Raw genomic sequence first — 16,536 nt, 5'->3', positions numbered from 1 at the left:
TAGAGACCAACTTGCATCACAGTTATAGTTATGATGATGTTAAACATACTATGTTTGATGTAAGATTTGTGACTACTGTGAAACAGTGGACGTTAAACCCAACGAATTTGCCGTTGCATGAATGGATATCGAACGAGCAGCTAGGCGATAGAGTGCCAATCGCAATGCTCAGGCCGCAGTGGGATAGCAATGAATTGCGCAGACCAAGGCCGCGAGAAAGAGGAGTATATCCATATGCCGAGTATCACACGACTTATCAAATCAGCCATTGCAACCTTGTTAGTTGCAATAACTACGCTGCCGTACTCAGCACTCGCGGACAATACCACCATCACCATCACCCGAAACAGCTTGGGGGAAAACTTCATTTGCGCGCAACGGGCTCTCGCCAAAGCATATGAACAATTGGACATTGCCGTTGAGTACTTGGTGTTACCTAGTAAACGTTCACTCACGATCGCCAATGCTGGTTTGGCTGATGGTGAAATGCTGCGGGTTGCCGGCACCGACATTCAATATCCAAACTTAATGCAAATCCCTGTACCACTGTGTCAATTGAAATCGGTAATGGTGGCGAATCAACGCGTCAAAGCGCAATCATTTGAGCAAATGCGGGACTATCGACTCGGCATTACCTTAGGATTCGTCGACCATGAAAACATGGCGGATAAATACCAATTGAATGTTGTTCGGGTCACTCAGAATGATGTGTTAATCGATATGCTACTCAAAGACCGCGTCGATGCCATCTTTTTAACTGAAAGTGAGGCGATGCAGCTCATCAGTGAAAACGAGGGCAACAAACTGAAGATTTTAAGATCGCTGGATCGCGATCTGATGTTTTATCATTACTTACATAAAAAACATCATCAATTAGTGCCGCTGATTACAAGCCAACTGAGGCAGTTAGAGCACCAAGGCAAAATTGATCGTACTGCTATCTTAAAACTTCCCCGCCGCGGCCACCCCAATCAAATGGATGTGCTTGCGACGCAAAAAACCACAAAATAGTCATGGTCTCGACCTGTTCGCCCACATGCAAGCCTGATAATCACTCATGCAATTCGCTTTTTTGCCGAAAATAACACCAGTTTCGACGAAAATAGTTCAAATCATGAGCAAGCGAAAAAATTGCTAAAAAAGGGGCTTGACGACACCCCCTTCGATTCGCATAATACGCGCCACCAACGGCAAGGGTAACACCCAAGCCGAAGGTAAAAAGAAGATGGCTATGTAGCTCAGCTGGTTAGAGCACAGCACTCATAATGCTGGGGTCGCAGGTTCAAGTCCCGCCATAGCCACCATGTCTTCTTATGTGCGGAAGTGGCGGAATTGGTAGACGCACCAGATTTAGGTTCTGGCGCCGCAAGGTGTGAGAGTTCAAGTCTCTCCTTCCGCACCATTTTGTTGGGGTATCGCCAAGCGGTAAGGCAGCGGCTTTTGATGCCGCCATTCCCTGGTTCAAATCCAGGTACCCCAGCCATTATTCTTGAGTTGAGATGATTGCGTTTAGCAACAATCTTGATTCTGGTAACAAGCTAGCCACTTAGCGTTGTTGCCGTAAAAAGCTTGCTTGTGCAGGCTTTTTTAATGACCCAGTTTTGTTGGGGTATCGCCAAGCGGTAAGGCAGCGGCTTTTGATGCCGCCATTCCCTGGTTCAAATCCAGGTACCCCAGCCATTATTCAGAAAGCCCACTCATTTGAGTGGGCTTTTTTTGTTGTTGCCTACCACTCCGAATCCAGTTCCGGCAAAAATAGTAATTCGAATCTGAAAATACGAAATCCACCTTTATCGCCGCTCCGGTTAGCCTGAAACCAATAAAACATCGTCTAAACGATACTCAATAAAAAAAGCGAAGTGGTGGGAGCGAATCTATGAACTACGAACAGTTAGCCAAGCAATTCTGGGAACAAGGGTATTTGATCTTCGAAAATTTCTTTGAAGATGAAATCATGGATCAATTTAATCAGCAGATCCTCGACTACTTTGGCGAATCCCCTGAGTTTTTTCACAACGAAGAATTTCTAGAGAAAGCAAAAACCGAGGTGATCCCTTGGTTTCCGCAATGGGAAGGAGTCAAAGAGTTTGATTACTTTGATAACCATGAGCACTTAGTTGGCTTAACCAAAGCAATTCTGGGTGAAGGCTGGGAAGCGCTGTATAGCATGGTGATGTTCTCCAAGAGCGGTACCAAAGGTCAATCATGGCATCAAGACTGCCCGCCGGAAGATCCCAAGCTGTTTAACATCAACCGTTTGAGTTACACCATGGATGTCACTGAAGACATCGGTGGCTACACCTTGGTAGTGCCAAAAAGTCATAAAGCAGGTGTACTGCCAGCGAGCGAAGAAAACGACACCTTCTATGAAGACCAAGTGGTGATTAAACCTCGTAAGGGCACCCTAGTACTGTTGCATGGTCATGCTTGGCACCGAGTCGAGCCTGTGATCGGCAAATATCGAATTTCTACCAACTGTCGCGCGATACCGGCCGGTGTACCGAAAGACGTGACCGACATATGCGTCTACCCCAATATGCGTTACAGCTTTAAAACTAACGAAGTGATTGAAGATCGACTCGCCAACGCCTAACAACTTATTTCAAGCCACAGGCGTATTCAGTTGCCAGTCGCTTAGCGATTGGCAACTTGTTGACCAAGCTAAGTCCTAATTGACGGGCGAGTTTAAGTGGCGGCAAATCATTGCTAAAAGTCGCATAAATGGCGTCCATCGCCGACATCATGGTGAGGTTGTCGCGCTTGCGCTGCTGTTGATAGCGCTTCAGTGTTTCGGAACTTGCCCAGTCTTGGTTGTCAGCCATCACTGCAGCTAACGCTCTGACATCTCTAAAGCCGAGGTTAACTCCCTGTCCTGCCAGTGGGTTAATCAAATGAGCAGAATCACCAACCAGCACCACTCTGCCCTTGGAATATGTCTGCGCATGCTGACGAGTCAGCGGGAAGGAAGCCACCTGCTCAATGGTAAAATCGCCCAGCACAGCAGGAAATGCTTGCAACAGCTCACTCTTGAGCTGAGCCGTTGGTAACTGCTTTAATCGAGCGACTTTGTCGGCCTGGTGATACCACACCAGTGAGCCTTTGCCTTGTGCCAGCGGCAAAAAGGCCTTGGGCCCCGTAGCCGACATCTGTTGCCAAGTAATATCTTGCGACTCAGTTTGAGTATCAATACCGACCACCAGCGCGTGCTGCTGATACTGCCAGCCTTCGACGCCAATACCGGCCAGTTGACGGACACGCGACAAGCCACCATCGCAGGCGAGAATGAGTTGCGCCTGATACAACTGTCCATCAACCGTTAACGTTGCCCATTCATCACTCTGCGACAGCGATTCAACAGCTTGAATTAATCGGCAATCGACCAACGGGTGCTGCTGGCATCGTTGCCACAAGAGCATCTGCACCAACTCATTTTCTACAATATGCCCCAAATGGGACTGTTCAATATCGCTGGCTCGGAACTCCACCGGCTCCAATTGATCTTCCCAAACAGCCAAACGACGATAGGGGCAAACCCGAACCGCAGCAATATCAGACCAGCAGCCGACTTCAGCAAGTAACTGCTCGCTGGCGAGGTTTAGCGCAGACACTCGCAGCCCCATTGGCGAAGCGGCATCAATCGATTTTGGCTCAAATCGCTCCAGCACCATCACTCGTTTGCCCTGCTCGGCGAGCAACAAGGCCGCAGCGCAACCAACCATACCGCCACCAACGATGAGTACATCTAGGGAGGCCGAAGTAGACTTTGGGCTTGTTGGGGTTTGTTTGCTGGCGTTCATCGTTGTCCTTCTCTCACTGCGCAAGATGGGTAATCTGAAAGCAGTAGCTGTCGCGCTTGGGCATGACATTATGTCCTGATTTAGCGACTGAATCACCTGCCGCAAACGCACAGAAGCTTGGCCCTGATGCTGACTGTATAAAAATCATTCACCACAACTATGGTCAGCAGCCAAAACAGGCGCTAAAATACGCCTCCTTATTTTTCAGCCAGCGGTATTAAAGGCCAAAACACGAATGAGCAAAAAACTTCATATCAAAACTTGGGGTTGCCAGATGAACGAGTACGATTCATCAAAAATGGCCGATCTCCTCAATTCAAATTCCGGTTATGAATACACTGAAGAGCCGGAAGAAGCCGATGTGTTGCTGCTTAACACCTGCTCGATCCGTGAAAAAGCGCAGGAAAAAGTGTTTCACCAACTGGGCCGCTGGAAAGAGTTAAAAGCAAGTAACCCTGACTTAGTCATTGGCGTGGGTGGCTGTGTTGCCTCGCAAGAAGGGGCTGATTTACGCCAACGCGCGCCAATTATTGACGTCATTTTCGGCCCGCAAACCTTGCACCGTTTACCGGAAATGATCGCCGCAGCGCAAGCCGGTGAGCCAGTGGTCGATGTCTCGTTCCCTGAAATCGAGAAATTCGACCGTTTGCCAGAACCTCGCGCTGAAGGACCGACTGCATTCGTATCGATCATGGAAGGCTGTTCTAAGTACTGTACCTTCTGCGTGGTGCCATATACCCGCGGGGAAGAAGTCAGTCGGCCACTTGATGACGTGCTGTATGAAATCGCTCAGTTAGCCGACCAAGGTGTTCGTGAAGTGAACCTACTCGGTCAAAACGTGAACGCCTATCGTGGCGCAACTCATGATGGCGAGATCTGTCATTTCTCAGAGTTGCTGCGCTTAGTCGCCAGCATCGATGGCATTGATCGCATTCGTTACACCACTTCTCATCCAGTTGAATTCACTGATGACATCATTGAAGCGTATGCCGATGTGCCTGAGTTGGTCGATCACCTGCACTTGCCAGTTCAATCAGGCTCTGACCGGATTCTGAACCTGATGAAGCGCGGCCACACCGCCATTGAGTACAAATCCAAGATTCGTCGATTGAAGAAAATTCGGCCGAACATCTGCATGAGCAGTGACTTCATTGTTGGCTACCCAGGTGAAACAGCGGAAGACTTTGAAGCCACCATGAATCTGATTAAAGCGGTGGATTACGACATTAGCTTTAGTTTCATTTACAGCGCCCGTCCGGGCACTCCGGCGGCGGATCTGCCAGATGATGTCACCGAAGAAGAAAAGAAACAGCGTTTGCACATCTTGCAAGCACGCATCAACCAACAGGCACAGAAAATTGCTCGCGACATGCACGGTACCGAGCAGCGCATTTTGGTTGAGGGACCTTCGAAGAAAAATCCAATGGAGCTTCGCGGCCGTACCGAGAACAACCGGGTGGTGAATTTTGAAGGCGACCATCGCTTAATCGGCAAATTTGCTGACGTCAAGATTGTTGATGTGTTCCCCAACTCACTGCGTGGCGAATTTATTCGCTCAGAAGACGAGATGGGCTTACGGGTCGAAACGGCTCCGGCAGAAATTCTGGCCCGTCGTCAGGTTGCTGAAGAAAGCAATGGCGCCGTGATGTTCGACCCGAACGCCTAATTACGATTGACATAACTCTAAGAGAGACAAGGCAAAACACATTGAGCCAAACACTAACTACTGTTGAGTTTTCCCTCGAGCCGGCCGAAAGTCGCCGGCTTTCTGCCCTCTGTGGCCCGTTTGATGACAACATCAAACAAATCGAGCGTCGCCTCGGCGTTGAGATTGCCTACAATGGCAACAACTTCAAAGCCATCGGCTCTGACATTCCGGCCCAAGCCGCTGCTGACGTATTGCGTCGTCTTTACTTAGAAACGGCGCCGGTAAAAGGCATCTACAGCGATATCGAGCCTGAGCAAGTTCATCTTGAAATACAAGAGAGCAATGCGCTGGAGCAACAGCGCGACAAAGCCGCCGAGCACGCGTGGCAAGGCAAAGAAACCTTCATCAAAACCAAGCGTGGCGTGATCCGCCCTCGTGGCCCAAATCAAGCTCAGTATGTAGCGAACATTTTGAGCCACGATATTGCCTATGGCATTGGTCCAGCAGGCACCGGCAAGACCTATCTGGCGGTAGCGGCGGCTGTCGATGCGTTGGAGCGGCAAGAAATCCGTCGCATCCTGCTCACTCGCCCAGCCGTGGAAGCAGGCGAAAAGCTCGGCTTTTTGCCCGGCGACTTGAGTCAAAAGGTCGACCCTTATCTGCGTCCGCTCTACGATGCGCTATTTGAAATGATGGGCTTTGAGAAGGTTGAGCGATTGATCGAACGCAATGTCATTGAAGTCGCACCATTGGCCTACATGCGCGGCCGTACTCTGAATGACGCCTTTATCATTCTTGACGAAAGTCAGAACACCACAGTCGAGCAAATGAAGATGTTCTTGACTCGAATTGGCTTTAATTCCAGAGCGGTGATCACCGGTGACATCACCCAAATCGACTTACCGAAAAACCAGAAATCTGGCTTGCGCCATGCCATTGAAGTTCTCGAAGGAGTGGATGGTATTAGCTTCAATATGTTTATGGCTGAAGACGTCGTCCGTCACCCGGTAGTTCAGCGAATTGTCCAGGCATACGATGCCCACGACCAAAAGCAGGCTAAAATTAAGGCTGAGGCTAAACGTGCAGCCGATGCTGAAAAAGCAGCCGCTGCCAAAACCACGGATTCAAATGCTTAATGGCCATTGAGCTTGATTTACAGCGAGCAACAGAGTGCTCTGCTATTCCTAGCGAAGCCATGTTTGAAACATGGCTTGATACTGCATTCGTTGCGGTGCAACCACATGCGCCTGCTGCTCTGCAGGAAATCACGATTCGTGTGGTTGATAGCGACGAAAGTCAGGAACTCAATAGCACTTATCGCGGCAAAGAAAAACCAACCAATGTGCTGTCGTTTCCGTTTGAAGCACCGCCAGGAATTGTCTTGCCATTGCTCGGTGATTTAGTGATTTGCGCCGAAGTTGTCGCGATTGAGGCACAACAGCAGCAAAAGCCACTAGAACATCATTGGGCCCACATGGTCATCCATGGCCTCTTGCATTTACTCGGCTATGATCATATACAAGATGATGAGGCTGAGGTAATGGAGCAAAAAGAGCGCGAGATTTTAGCGCAGCTTGCAATTCCAGATCCTTACATCGAACGTTGATAGTACAACGAAACAGGACATCATGAGCGACGATAACCCCCACTCTAGCAGCGGCTCTGCGCCGAAAGGCTGGCTAGAAAAACTGGGCCAATTATTCCATGCAGAGCCGAAAAATCAGCAAGAACTTATCGAAATTATCAAAGACGCCCAATCCAACGGTCTATTTGATACCGACATTGCTCAAATGATTGAGGGCGTGTTGGAAGTTGATGATCTGAGAGTTCGGGACATCATGATCCCGCGTTCGCAAATGGTCACCGTTGAGCTCACTCAAACCGTTGATGAGTTCATGCCGACAGTGCTGGATTCAGCTCACTCTCGCTTCCCGGTGATCTCAGAAGACAAAGACCATATCGAAGGCATGCTATTGGCGAAGGATCTACTGCCGTATGCCTTTGGCCGCAATGATAACCCGTTTAGCCTCGAAGACGTCCTACGACCAGCGGTTGTGGTACCTGAGAGCAAACGAGTAGACGTCATGCTCAGAGAATTCCGCGCCAATCGCTATCACATGGCCATCGTCATCGACGAGTACGGCGGGGTATCAGGTCTGGTCACTATTGAAGACATTTTGGAAGTCATCGTCGGTGAGATTGAAGACGAAACTGATGATGTCGAAAGTGATGGCGACCCAATTCGTCAGGTCAGCAAACGCCTCTATTCGGTTCAAGCACTAACCGCTATCGATCAGTTTAATCATTATTTTGACACTGATTTTAGCGACGAAGAGTTTGATACGGTCGGTGGCATGGTGGTCCACGCATTTGGTCATATGCCAGAACGAGGCGAATCAATTAAGTTGAGTGGTTTCCAATTTAAAGTGATGGCGACCGACAAACGCAGGGTGTCACAATTGCAGGTTAAGGTGCTCAAACAACAGGCCGAAGAGACTGTTGCTGAATAGCCTGCCCCGAAGCGCCATAACATTGATGTTTGCCACTAACCAATGAACAAAGCAACTGCAACTAACTACCGCCGTTGGCTACTGATGCTGGCGGCGTTCCTATTTGGTACCACGTATCCATTGGCCTACGCGCCATTTGAGCAGGCCATCGTTGCCATTTTGGCAATGGCCGGGCTATTCAATCTATTGAAAATGGCTGCGTCATGGCGCCAGTCCGCTGCAATTGGGTTTGCCTTTGGTTTTGGTCAATTTACCGTTGGTATCAGTTGGGTTCACGTTTCTATTGATTCATTTGGCGGCCTACCACTCGCAGTGTCACTACTGTTGATGTGTTTGCTGTGTGGCTATCTGGCATTGTTCCCCGCTTTTTCAGGTTGGCTTTGGTACCGTCTGCGAGACACAGTTCCGCCAGCATTTAATTTATTATTATTCCCGTCATTGTGGCTACTCGGTGAAGTGCTTCGCGGCGAACTACTTACGGGCTTTCCTTGGTTGGCGTTAGGCTACAGTCAGACCAGTAGTTGGCTGTTCGCCTGGGCTCCGTTTATCGGGGTCATGGGCATTGGCTGGTTAGTCGCTTGCTTGGCGGTAATGGTGAGTTACCTGACTAACAAGCAAAATTTGTACTGGCTGGTACCTGCTTTTGCTGTCATTGCTGCTACAACCTATTGGCTCAACCAGCAAGAGATTACCCAACCGACCGACAAGTCAGCTCAAGTCGCTTTGGTGCAGGGTAATATTAAGCAAAGCCTAAAGTGGGAGCCAGACCAACAATGGCCAACCATGAGCAAATATCAGGACATGAGCCGGCCATACTACGACCATGACTTGTTAATTTGGCCTGAAGCAGCAATTCCAGCGATCGAAATCCAAGCCCAAAGCTACTTACAAAACATCGATGCAACATTGGCCTGGAAAGGTAGTGCTCTAATCACCGGTATCATCGATTATCAACCCTACAGCCAAGTGTTCTTCAACAACTTGATTGTGTTGGGGCGCCGAGCGCCGGAGCTTGATAAAAGCAGTTATATCTACGGTCACAACAACCGGTACAGCAAACACCACCTGTTACCAATCGGCGAATTCGTGCCGTTTGGCGATATTCTTAGACCATTAGCGCCACTGTTTAATTTACCCATGAGTTCGTTTAGTCGGGGCGGTTACGTACAGCACAATTTGGAAGCCAATGGCTGGAAGCTGGCCTCGGCGATTTGCTACGAAATCCTGTTTGCAGAGCAGGTTCGCCAGAACATTCAACAAGATACCGATTTTATTCTAACTGTGAGTAATGATGCGTGGTTTGGCGACTCTATTGGCCCACACCAGCATTTGCAAATCGCTCAAATGCGCGCCAAAGAGCTCGCTCGCCCGGTACTGCGCGCCACCAATAATGGCGTGACCGCAGTGATCGATGCCGATGGTTCGATTATGGCCAAGGCGCCGCAGTTCACCGAAGCTGTGTTAACTGCCGAAGTAGCCCAATATCGCGGCCAAACGCTGTTCGCCCGCACCGGTCACGGGCCAGTTTTGGCGCTGTCAGGTTTGATTATTCTGATTGCGGCTTGGCGCCGCTGGCGGTACAAGTAATCACTTCCCTGCAAGTTCCATCGGCAGGCTGCGATTTGCCAGAGCCCAAAGCTGATGCGAGGAAAGACCGAACCAAAGATTCCCTCAACAAGACGCCGTAAAATCTTCCCTGATGGCTCTACTGCTGCGTCCTGCAGCAGAAGCTTGTTGATGAAACACTTGGTCCGCTCTTCAGAAGCTCCAGCGATTTCCCTTTTGACCCGAAATCTCCACCTAAGCAGATAGCAGCCAACCAGAGGTTCCCAAGGAGGTAGGAAGCAACGCGAGAGGTGCTTCAGCCGGCATGGATGCCGGGTGCAGAGCGTTCCATGGATGGACTTGAGCGTCACCGGTTCGTGTTGTTGCCTGCCTCCGTGATGCTCCGAAGGCATTCTTGGTAAGCACCGAACAACAACTACTTCAAGAAAGCTTGTATGAGGAAAAGACCGAACCAAAGGTTCCCTCAACAAGATGCCGTAAAATCTTCCCTGATGGCTCTACTGCTGCGTCCTGCAGCAGAAGCTTGTTGATGAAACATTTGGTCCGCTCTTCGGAAACTGCAGTGCTTAACCATTAATCAAGGCTCAAACGGCTCTCTGGCAAATTCATCGTGGCCGCAATTGGCGCAGCTACTCAATTGGGTCGGGTGATAAACTTCTAAGACATGATCACAGTTGCAACAACGGAGTACGCCAAAACCAACATACTCCCCTCGGCGATACACCCCGTCATGCTTCAAATCATCCGACAATTCACGCCACTCACATTGGGTTTTATCGGTAATTTCCATTAGGTTATGCCAAATACCTTGACTGATCCCTGTTAGCCAAACGGATGGTGGATGGGTCTTAGAGTCCGGATCCATCGAATCGGCAAAAGCCTGAAAGTCACGCTTCAGATAATCGCGCATCAAGGTCAGCTCATCCTTGGTTAAATCGCTTGCCGCCCCGACATACTCAGCAGCACGCTCGAGCCAATGATCTAGGGCATCAGCGGTTAAGTGTTGCTCGTGTTTTAGTCGCTCCAACACTTTATCGATGAGCGTTTCATAGTCTTTGTTGTTTTCATTACTCATGGTGTCCACCTTTGGATCGACGTCGAACTTCGGCATTCCATACAATCAGTTTAGATAAACCGGCGGTTTAGTCTTGTTGGCTGGATCACGGATGCGGTATCCTATGCGGCCTTAAATTTTCAAAGTCAGTCGGACTCTGGTTGCACCAGACATTTCGGCTCGGCGCTCACAGTGTAATTAACGGAACCATCAATGGACGTGCCATACAACCACCGCGAGATTGAATCGCAAGTTCAGTCTGCTTGGCAGCAAGCAAAAACCTTCTCTGTTCAAGAAGACAACGACAAAGAAAAATACTACTGCCTGTCGATGTTCCCATACCCTAGCGGCCGCTTGCACATGGGTCACGTTCGGAATTACACGCTTGGTGATGTGATTGCTCGCTTCCAACGAATGCAAGGCAAAAACGTATTGCAACCAATTGGTTGGGATGCCTTTGGCCTCCCTGCGGAAAACGCCGCAATCAAAAACAAAACAGCGCCAGCGCCTTGGACTTATGAAAATATTGAGTACATGAAGAACCAGCTGAAAATGCTGGGTTTTGGCTACGATTGGGATCGCGAGCTGGCGACTTGTACGCCAGAGTACTATCGCTGGGAGCAATGGTTCTTCACCAAGCTTTATGACAAAGGCTTGGTATACAAGAAGATGGCCACGGTGAACTGGGATCCAGTGGACCAAACCGTACTGGCCAACGAGCAAGTAGTGGACGGCCGCGGTTGGCGCTCAGGCGCTCTAGTCGAGCAGAAAGAAATTCCCCAGTGGTTCATCAAGATCACCGATTACGCCGAAGAGCTGTTGAACGACATCGACCAGTTAGAAGGTTGGCCAGACACGGTTAAAACCATGCAGCGTAACTGGATTGGTCGTTCTGAAGGCATTGAAATGGCCTTTGATGTCGCTGGCCAAGATGAGCCTCTACACATTTATACCACTCGCCCCGACACCGTTATGGGTGTCACTTACGTGGCGATCGCAGCGGGTCACCCATTGGCAGCCAAAGCCGCTGAAGGCAATGCCGAGCTAGCCGCCTTTGTTGACGAATGCAAAAACAACAAGGTCGCCGAAGCCGACATGGCAACCATGGAGAAAAAAGGTATTGCCACTGGCCTGTTTGCGGTTCACCCGCTGACCGGCAAGCAAGTACCAATCTGGGTCGCTAACTTCGTGCTGATGGATTACGGCACCGGTGCAGTAATGTCAGTGCCAGGTCATGACCAACGTGACTACGAGTTTGCTCAAGCCTATGGTTTACCGATTGAGGCGGTGATTAAACCAGCCGATGGCGAAGTTGATATTTCCGAAGCGGCATACACCGACAAAGGTGTTTTGTTTAACTCTGGCGAATTTGACGGTTTGGAATTCCAGGCAGCTTTTGATGCCATTGCCAGTAAACTGGAAGCCGACAACAAAGGCGAGCGCAAGGTTAACTATCGTCTCCGCGATTGGGGCGTTAGCCGCCAGCGTTATTGGGGTACACCAATCCCAATGTTGACCGATGCCGACGGCAACACGGTACCGGCACCAGAAGACCAATTACCGGTGATTCTGCCAGAAGACGTCGTTATGGATGGCGTCACCAGCCCAATTAAAGCCGATCCCGAATGGGCCAAAGTTGAAGTCAATGGTCAGCCTATGACCCGCGAGACGGACACCTTCGATACCTTCATGGAATCAAGCTGGTACTACGCCCGTTATTGCTGTTCAAACTTTGATGAAGGCATGTTGGATTCAGACGCTGCTAACTATTGGTTGCCAGTGGATCAATATGTCGGTGGTATCGAGCACGCGGTGATGCACCTGTTGTACTCACGTTTCTTCCATAAGTTATTGCGTGACACAGGTCTAGTTCAGTCTGACGAGCCATTCAAAAAGCTATTATGCCAAGGCATGGTGTTGGCAGATGCGTTTTACCACACCGACGAGAAAGGTGGTCAAGTGTGGGTATCACCAACGGACGTCGAGCTGGAAAAAGATGACAAAGGCCGTATCACCAAGGCCACCAGCACCGATGGCACCGAATTGAACTATGCCGGTATGAGCAAGATGTCGAAGTCGAAAAATAACGGCATCGACCCACAACTCATGGTTGAAAAGTACGGTGCCGATACCGTGCGCTTGTTCATGATGTTTGCCGCACCGCCAGAAGCAACACTGGAATGGCAAGAGTCTGGCGTTGAAGGTTCACACCGTTTTGTTAAGCGTGTTTGGAAGTTCGTCCAAGACGTAGCCGCTTTCGAGTCGGTACCAGCTTTAGATGCGGCCAGCTTGAACAAAGCCCAAAAAGACTTACGTCGTGCCGTTCACAAAACCATCGCCAAAGTGTCTGATGATTTAGGCCGTCGTCAAACCTTCAACACCGCCATTGCCGCGGTAATGGAATTGATGAACACCCTGACCAAAGCATCGGCAGAAAGCGACCAAGACAAAGCCGTTCTCGCCGAAGCGGCCGAAGCCATTGTATTGATGCTCAACCCAATTGCACCTCACGTCTGTGATGAACTGTGGCGCGCGCTTGGCAACAGCAATGCCGAGGATGCCCCTTGGCCACAAGCTGATGATAGCGTCATGGTAGAAGACGAAAAGCTAATCGTTGTTCAAGTGAACGGCAAAGTGCGTGGCAAAATTACCGTTGCAGCCGATGCCAGTAAAGAAGTCGTTGAAGAAGCTGGTTTGAATGATGCCAATGTGAGCAAGTTCACCGAAGGCAAAACCGTTCGTAAAATAATTTACGTACCGGGTAAACTTCTGAATATCGTTGCAAACTAACGCATTCGGCGGTCAGTCATAGCGCTGTCCGCCGGCTTCAATTACACTGGTAGCGACCGCATTTGCAGGAGCAATAAATGTTAAAACGCTGGCTTTTCCCTCTCGTGCTATGCACCTTGTTGAGTGCTTGCGGTTTCCAGCTTCGTGGTAGCTACACCCTTCCCGACCAATTCCAACAATTGCATTTGCAGGTACAAGACCCATACGCGGCGATTTCCCGCGAGGTGAGCAAACGCTTTAAAGACAGCGGCATCGTATTGCTGGATGTTGCAACGGACGAAGCACCTCGAGTGATTCTCGGCAAAGACCGATTAGAGCGCACTAATCTATCGGTTTACCCTGATGGTCAGGTAGCGGAATACCGCTTGGTCTATCGGCTCAATGTTAACGTCATACAACCGGGCCAAAAGCCCAAGAAGTTAGACCTTCAAGTGCAGCGCGATTACCTCGATGACCCTCGCCAAGCGTTAGCTAAGCGCCGCGAGCGAGAAATCTTACTGCAAGAAATGCGAGAGCAGATCTCGTTTCAACTGCTTGCTCAGCTGTCATCGCTGTAGACCACTCAGGCATTATTGAGCACCAGCCATGGCCACTGCCAGACTTTATCCCAACCAACTGCCACAGGCATTGCAGCAATCTGTTCAACCCGCTTATCTAGTATTTGGCGACGAACCACTGCAACGCTTTGAGTCAGTCAGTGCCATCGTTGATGCTGGCAAAGCACAGGGCTTTGACGAGACCGAACGACTCTATCTCGACACCACAGATGACGCTATGCAATTGGCCGAAGCACTGCAAGGTATGAGTTTGTTTGCCAGTCGGCGAATTATCGTGGTGGATGTTGGCAATGGCAAGATAGGCAAAGATGCGGGGCAAATTTTCGAGCACTACGCCGAGCAACCAAGCCCAGATTTATTGCTGATTTGCCACGGTACTAAGTTGGAAAAGGCACAGCAAAACGCCAAATGGTTTAAAGCCTTGGGTAAGTTGGCAGTAACCGTGGCTATCAATGTACCAAGCGGCGACCGCTTGACTCGCTGGCTACAGCAACGAGCCCGCACACACGGCGTCCAATTACCGCTCGATGCATTGCAGTACCTGCAAGATCATCATGAAGGCAATTTAATGGCGCTGAGCCAGGAGTTGGAAAAGTTAGCTCTGCTTTATCCCAACCAACCGATATCAGTCCAACAATTGCATCAGTCATTAATCGATCAATCGAGATTCGATGTCTTTCAACTGACCGACACCTTGCTTGCTGGCAATCAGCAAGCGCTCAGTCACATGCTCAGTCAACTCCGTGATGAGGGCGCGGAACCCGTGGTGGTTTGTTGGGCGCTGAGCAGAGAAATCAGTCAGCTGCTGCAACTCAAGCAGCACCCGTCGAATCAAGCACAGCTATTCAAGCAGTTTCGCATCTGGCCATCGCGCCAGCCAGTGCTGAAACAAGCCCTCAACCAACTATCAGCCGAGCAACTACAGCAGGCACTACTGGTGGTGGCAAAATTAGAACGCAACGTCAAAGGGGCCGAAGCCGATCCCCAAGCCAGTTGGCCGTTAATCAGTCAATGCTGTCAGTTACTGATGAATACCAATGCTTCTGCTGACTGGTTGCTAGCCGCAGAACAAGTTTAGCGAGTCAGAGCGAAACAACCCCATGACTAAACGCATCGGCTTACTAGGCGGCACATTTAACCCAATTCATAATGGTCATCTGCAACTGGCTAACTTTGTGCGCCAGCAACTGCAGCTCGATGTCATGCAGCTTTTGCCCAACCATTTACCACCGCACAAAGAGCAACCTCTGGTGACCGCCAAACACCGTTTGGCGATGACCGAAGCGGCAGTCAATGACCAGCCAAGACTTGAAGTTAACGCCATCGAATTGGGTCGACAACAACCATCTTATTCTGTTGATACCTTGCGCCAATTGCGCCAGCAGCATCCAGAGGACCGCTTATTCTTTACCATGGGCATGGACTCCTTCGTCAAACTCAGTAGCTGGTATCAATGGCAGGATTTGCTGAACTATTGCCATCTAGTGGTTTGCCAACGCCCCGGCGATCAAATCCCCGAACAGGGCCCGGAAGCACTGCTTTGGCAACAGTTTGGTCTGAGTATCAGCGAGTTGTCTAACTTACCAATCGCAGGCCACATTGTTTGCTTAGACAATCCATTGTGGCCAATCTCATCGACTGAAATCCGCCAGCAATTGCTTCACGGCGCTTGCGCGAGCCAACTATTGCCGCCAACGGTTGCGCAATATGTCGCCGACCATCAACTTTATCAGCAATAGCGCTGACGCAAGCCAGCTAAATTTGATAACCTTACCCGGTTGTATTTTGAACCTATCCGAGAGCAGGAGAACAAGTTGCACGGTAAAGAGCTGATTGATTTCATCGTTGACAAAATTGACGACATGAAAGGTCGGGACATCATGACCTTGGATGTAGCGGAGCGCAGCACCATTACAGATACCCTGATTATTTGCTCAGGAAACTCTAAGCGTCATGTCCAGTCCATCGCAGAACACGTGGCAACGGAAGCCAAACATGCAGGTTTACCTGCGCTAGGCTTGGAAGGGCAAGATGAAGGCGAGTGGGTCTTGGTTGATCTCGGTGACGTGATCCTACACGTCATGCAAGAAAATGCGCGCGAGTTCTATCAACTGGAAAAACTCTGGGGTTAAGCCGTGCGCTTACAGTTAATCGCGGTGGGTCAACGTATGCCCGCCTGGGTCACCACCGCATTTAACGACTATCAGGGTCGCTTTCCTCGCGACTGCGCCTTTGAGCTGGTCGAGGTCGCTGCTGGCAAACGTGGAAAAAACGCTGATATTCCGCGTATTCTGGCGCAAGAAGGCGAACGTATGCTCAGTGCCGTAGGCAAAGGCAATCGCATTGTGACTTTAGAAGTCACCGGTAAACCTTGGGACACGCCGCAACTATCAAAACAATTAGCCAACTGGCAAATGGACGGACGCAACGTCAGTTTGTTGGTCGGAGGCCCCGAAGGGCTAGCTCCTGATTGCATTGCCGCAGCAGATCAACGTTGGTCGTTGTCAGCACTGACACTGCCTCACCCAATGGTGCGAGTGATCATAGCCGAAAGCCTTTATCGGGCTTGGAGTCTGTTAAATAACCATCCGTATCACAGGGAGTAGCGGGTAGC

Annotated in this window: 15 protein-coding genes and 4 tRNA genes; 17 read left to right on the top strand and 2 right to left on the bottom strand. The window is 50.0% G+C overall.

Translation table 11 applies throughout. The features are described 5' to 3' along the window. The first annotated feature begins 234 nt into the window (after positions 1-234). From CBE68_RS09050 to CBE68_RS09025, 6 genes are all read left to right on the top strand, one after another. Positions 235-1,011, top strand: coding sequence for a substrate-binding periplasmic protein (locus CBE68_RS09050; RefSeq protein ID WP_158100553.1), 777 nt, complete (start codon positions 235-237; stop codon positions 1,009-1,011). Positions 1,012-1,227: 216 nt separating this feature from the next. After that, positions 1,228-1,304: transfer RNA gene (locus CBE68_RS09045), tRNA-Met, on the top strand. A 13-nt stretch (positions 1,305-1,317) separates the two neighbouring features. Then, positions 1,318-1,402: transfer RNA gene (locus tag CBE68_RS09040), tRNA-Leu, on the top strand. A gap of 6 nt (positions 1,403-1,408) precedes the next feature. Beyond that, positions 1,409-1,483: transfer RNA gene (locus tag CBE68_RS09035), tRNA-Gln, on the top strand. A gap of 122 nt (positions 1,484-1,605) precedes the next feature. Continuing rightward, a tRNA-Gln gene (locus CBE68_RS09030) sits at positions 1,606-1,680 on the top strand. Between the two features lie 196 nt (positions 1,681-1,876). Next, positions 1,877-2,593 (top strand): phytanoyl-CoA dioxygenase family protein, encoded by a 717-nt coding sequence (locus CBE68_RS09025; protein WP_087505758.1) that lies wholly within the window; start codon positions 1,877-1,879, stop codon positions 2,591-2,593. Positions 2,594-2,597: 4 nt separating this feature from the next. Here CBE68_RS09025 and CBE68_RS09020 read toward each other — a convergent pair whose 3' ends face one another. Continuing rightward, a complete protein-coding gene (locus tag CBE68_RS09020) occupies positions 2,598-3,797 on the bottom strand; it encodes an FAD-dependent oxidoreductase (protein WP_087505757.1) in 1,200 nt (399 codons plus the stop codon). A 235-nt stretch (positions 3,798-4,032) separates the two neighbouring features. Here CBE68_RS09020 and miaB point away from each other — a divergent pair, with 235 nt between their 5' ends. The 5 genes from miaB to lnt are packed head-to-tail and all read left to right on the top strand — an operon-like array spanning position 4,033 to position 9,542. Further along, entirely contained in the window at positions 4,033-5,463 is a 1,431-nt protein-coding gene (gene miaB / locus CBE68_RS09015; RefSeq protein WP_087505756.1) for a tRNA (N6-isopentenyl adenosine(37)-C2)-methylthiotransferase MiaB, read from the top strand. A gap of 41 nt (positions 5,464-5,504) precedes the next feature. Next, on the top strand, positions 5,505-6,581 hold the full coding sequence (locus tag CBE68_RS09010; protein WP_087505755.1) for a PhoH family protein: 1,077 nt from the start codon (positions 5,505-5,507) through the stop codon (positions 6,579-6,581). Continuing rightward, complete coding sequence (ybeY, locus tag CBE68_RS09005) at positions 6,581-7,051, top strand: rRNA maturation RNase YbeY (protein ID WP_087505754.1); 471 nt, start codon at positions 6,581-6,583, stop codon at positions 7,049-7,051. Before CBE68_RS09010 ends, ybeY begins: the two co-directional genes overlap by 1 nt. Positions 7,052-7,073: 22 nt before the next feature. Continuing rightward, positions 7,074-7,955, top strand: coding sequence for a CNNM family magnesium/cobalt transport protein CorC (corC, locus tag CBE68_RS09000; protein ID WP_087505753.1), 882 nt, complete (start codon positions 7,074-7,076; stop codon positions 7,953-7,955). 42 nt (positions 7,956-7,997) lie between these two features. Beyond that, positions 7,998-9,542 carry an apolipoprotein N-acyltransferase gene (gene lnt, locus CBE68_RS08995; protein WP_087505752.1) on the top strand — a complete coding sequence of 515 codons (1,545 nt, stop codon included), beginning with the start codon at positions 7,998-8,000 and terminating at the stop codon, positions 9,540-9,542. Between the two features lie 556 nt (positions 9,543-10,098). On the opposite strand, the gene CBE68_RS08990 is transcribed toward lnt, so the two are convergent. After that, positions 10,099-10,596: a zinc ribbon-containing protein gene (locus tag CBE68_RS08990; RefSeq protein ID WP_158100552.1), complete on the bottom strand. Its 498-nt coding sequence runs from the start codon at positions 10,594-10,596 to the stop codon at positions 10,099-10,101. 192 nt (positions 10,597-10,788) lie between these two features. On the opposite strand from CBE68_RS08990, the gene leuS reads away from it, so the two are divergent. From leuS to rlmH, 6 genes are all read left to right on the top strand, one after another. Further along, positions 10,789-13,365 (top strand): leucine--tRNA ligase, encoded by a 2,577-nt coding sequence (gene leuS / locus CBE68_RS08985; RefSeq protein WP_087505750.1) that lies wholly within the window; start codon positions 10,789-10,791, stop codon positions 13,363-13,365. A gap of 77 nt (positions 13,366-13,442) precedes the next feature. After that, positions 13,443-13,922: an LPS-assembly lipoprotein LptE gene (locus CBE68_RS08980; RefSeq protein WP_087505749.1), complete on the top strand. Its 480-nt coding sequence runs from the start codon at positions 13,443-13,445 to the stop codon at positions 13,920-13,922. A 28-nt stretch (positions 13,923-13,950) separates the two neighbouring features. Further along, positions 13,951-15,000 carry a DNA polymerase III subunit delta gene (gene holA, locus CBE68_RS08975; RefSeq protein ID WP_087505748.1) on the top strand — a complete coding sequence of 350 codons (1,050 nt, stop codon included), beginning with the start codon at positions 13,951-13,953 and terminating at the stop codon, positions 14,998-15,000. Between the two features lie 22 nt (positions 15,001-15,022). Beyond that, positions 15,023-15,661, top strand: coding sequence for a nicotinate-nucleotide adenylyltransferase (nadD, locus tag CBE68_RS08970; RefSeq protein WP_087505747.1), 639 nt, complete (start codon positions 15,023-15,025; stop codon positions 15,659-15,661). A 75-nt stretch (positions 15,662-15,736) separates the two neighbouring features. Continuing rightward, complete coding sequence (rsfS, locus tag CBE68_RS08965; RefSeq protein WP_087505804.1) at positions 15,737-16,054, top strand: ribosome silencing factor; 318 nt, start codon at positions 15,737-15,739, stop codon at positions 16,052-16,054. Positions 16,055-16,057: 3 nt separating this feature from the next. Next, the gene (rlmH, locus tag CBE68_RS08960) at positions 16,058-16,528 is read left to right on the top strand and encodes a 23S rRNA (pseudouridine(1915)-N(3))-methyltransferase RlmH (protein WP_087505746.1); all 471 of its coding nucleotides are present in this window, start codon (positions 16,058-16,060) and stop codon (positions 16,526-16,528) included. Positions 16,529-16,536: the final 8 nt, after the last annotated feature.

Source organism: Neiella marina, from assembly GCF_002165625.1.
GTDB classification, from domain to species: domain Bacteria; phylum Pseudomonadota; class Gammaproteobacteria; order Enterobacterales; family Neiellaceae; genus Neiella; species Neiella marina.
Note: the sequence above shows the minus strand (reverse complement) of the source record. Positions and strands in the feature narration are given on the sequence as shown.